Origin of the sequence: Mycobacterium sp. (genome assembly GCF_035570115.1) — a bacterium.
Taxonomy (GTDB): Bacteria; Actinomycetota; Actinomycetes; order Mycobacteriales; family Mycobacteriaceae; genus Mycobacterium.
Map to the genome: position 1 here is coordinate 1 of NZ_DATMLH010000144.1, position 2812 is coordinate 2812.

Consider the following 2812-nt stretch of genomic DNA (forward strand, 5'->3'; position numbering starts at 1 on the left):
CGCCCCGATCGAGCGGCTGCTGGAGGACTGGAAGTGGTTGTCGCTGTGCTTCAATCGGGTGAACACCGCCATGGGTAAGAATCCGCTTTACCCATTCGACATCCCGCAGGCGGTGGTCCGCAAGCTGGCGTTCGTACACAATGTGATCCGCGAGACGGCTCGCACAGCGGCAGCTGGTCACTAGTAACCGGAAGTGACGAGCGCGGGCATGCCAGGCCGAGACAAGGTGCAGCAAAGGAGAGTCGGATGTGTCGGTGGGTTGGATACCTGGGCGGCCCGATCGCGCCCAGGGAGCTGCTATATGACCCGGAACGCTCGCTTATCGAGCAGAGCCGTAGGCACGCGCCGAACATGGAGATTCCCAACGGGGACGGCACAGGGCTGGGCTGGTATGAGCACCGTGCCGAACCGGCGCTATTTCGCAGCATCACCCCGGCGTGGGGCGACGAGAATCTTTTGGAACTGGCCACCGAGGTCCGCACCCGACTGTTTCTTGCCCATGTTCGCGCCGGGACTGGGACACCTGTGCAGCAGACCAACTGTCACCCGTTTCGCTACCGCAACTGGCTGTTTGTGCATAACGGATACGTCGGCGGATATCACCGGTTGCGCCGCGATCTGCTGTTCGCTGTGCGCCCCGACCTGTTCGGCAACATAGCGGGGTCTACGGATTCGGAGCTGTTGTTTCACCTCGCACTCACCTTCGGTCTCGCGGATGATCCGATCGCGGGGATCGCGCGGATGGCAGGTTTCGTTGAAACGGCCGCCGAGGCGGCCGGCGTGGGTGAACCCGCGCTGCAGATGACGATCGGGGTCAGCGACGGCGTGCGCCTGTACGCGGCCCGTTATGCCAGCGGACCGGAAGTGAACACGCTGTTTGTGAGCGAAGATCCGGAGTCAGTGCGCATGCTCTACCCCGACAACGAGCGGCTGATGCACTTCGGTGATGATGCCCGGGTGGTGGTTTCCGAGCCGTTGACCCATCTGCCCGGGGTGTGGCGGGAAGTGCCGGCCGGGACCGCACTGATAATCGGCGAGGACATCGAAGAGCGACCGTTCCAGCCGATTGAGTGACCGAACTGCGTCTGGCGTGCGGTTTTTCAGGTTGTGGGGCGGGCGGGGCTCGAACCCGCGACCAACGGATTATGAATCCCTAGACAGAGCCCCTCGGCGACCAGGTGAAACGGTTAGCTGAACGACTCGTAACGCCTGAAAAGTCGGGTCTCTGACCCGCACAACTCGGCTCCTGTGGAGTCTGGCCCTCTCGGCCGATAGCGTCGTGTTATGAGTGTCGTCCCCCGAATCAAAACGAGATAGCGACAGGAGAAATGTGACATGGGATTGCGGAGACTTGGTGTGGTCCCGTTCATCTTGGCGCTGGCAACGCTGTTGGCGCCGGCTGCGTGGGCCGACCCATACACAGAGCAGGTGGTAGGTAAGTTTCAGGCCCAAACACATGTGGTGGCTGACCCTGCCGCGAAACCTCCGTTGGACAACTCCGACGCAATCAACCAGCAGATCCTGGCCAGCTCGTGGACGTGGAGTTCCCGCCCGCCGATCTGGGTGGCGGCGGTCGCGCCGGACCAGACCGGTGTGACGACACCGGACGCCATCCACGACATCATCTTGGGCCGCCATCCGGCGTTCAGCGGGGTCATCCTGGTAATCGACTCCAAGGGCTACCACGTGCGCGCCTATGACGTGCCGAAGGCGATCGCCGACAACGTGGACCCCATCCTGCGTCGGGCGGCTAGGGATCACCGCAATGACCCACACGGTGCGACCAGCGAATTCGTCAGCAAGCTGGCCGGCGTGAACGTGGCTGCCGGCGCACCGGCGACGACCTCTCCCACCGCCAATGCGAAGCACACCAGCTGGACGTGGCTGTGGGTAACGCTGATCGTCGTCTTCGCTCTGATAGTTGGTCTGATCTGGTTGCCCGCACGGAATCGTAAGCGCCGCAAGGACGCAGAGGCGCGAGAGCAGATCAAGCAGGACTTGATCGCCGCCGAGTCCGATGTCAGCGATCTCGATAACGCGGTGGTCACCACAAGCGGCCCAGACGTCAGCGCTGAGATGCTGAAGGCCAACTCCAGCCTGAGCGCCGCCCGCAAGGCGTACCAGGCTGGTGACTACAGCGCAGCGCGGGCACACCTCGGGGTCGTGCGAGCCACCGTGGCCAAGGCGAACCGGAAGCTGAACATCATTGCCGTGACCTCGGTTCCCGAGGAGGACCGTAAGCAGGCCTCTGTGCAGACGAGGGACCCTGACACCGGTAAGACGGTCACGATCAACAACAACAACTACGCCACCACGCAACAGCCGGGCTATCAGCACTACTACGGGGGCGGCTACTACAACGGGATTTTCTTCTACCCCGGCTTCTACCCCTACCCATTTTGGGGTCCTGGTTGGGGTTGGCCCCTCACTGATGTCCTGCTGATGGATGCGCTGCTGGACGATCATTGGGGTGGCGACTACGAACGCGGCTTTGAGGCGGGCCAAGATTCGGCGACGGCGAATGCTGGCTACGACGGCGGCCAGAGCACCAGCTACGACAGCCAGCAGGGAGACGTCGGCTTCGATGGAAGCTACCAGGACTCATCCTCCGGCGGCGGCGACGTAAGCTTCGCCGGCAACGACTCCGGCGGCGGTTATGACGCTGGTGGCAATTTCGATTTCGGCGGGTTCGGTGGGTCCGATTTTGGCGGGGGTGGGTTCGACTCGGGCGGCGGCGGCGACTCCGGGTTCTAATGCTGTCGCCTCGTGCGAAGCCGTAGTTGGTCTGACCAAGATCAGACAAGTCGGGCCC

At 62.9% G+C, this 2812-nt stretch carries 3 protein-coding genes; all 3 read left to right on the plus strand.

Annotated elements, in window-relative coordinates:
* Nucleotides 1-184, plus strand: a 184-nt coding sequence (locus VNW74_RS13980; protein WP_325677756.1) for a putative zinc-binding metallopeptidase, incomplete at its 5' end; no start/stop codon positions are given.
* Nucleotides 185-246: 62 nt separating this feature from the next.
* The gene (locus VNW74_RS13985) at nt 247-1074 is read left to right on the plus strand and encodes a class II glutamine amidotransferase (RefSeq protein WP_325677758.1); all 828 of its coding nucleotides are present in this window, start codon (nt 247-249) and stop codon (nt 1072-1074) included.
* Between the two features lie 261 nt (nt 1075-1335).
* Nucleotides 1336-2754: a hypothetical protein gene (locus tag VNW74_RS13990; protein ID WP_325677760.1), complete on the plus strand. Its 1419-nt coding sequence runs from the start codon at nt 1336-1338 to the stop codon at nt 2752-2754.
* The last annotated feature ends 58 nt before the right edge of the window (nt 2755-2812 follow it).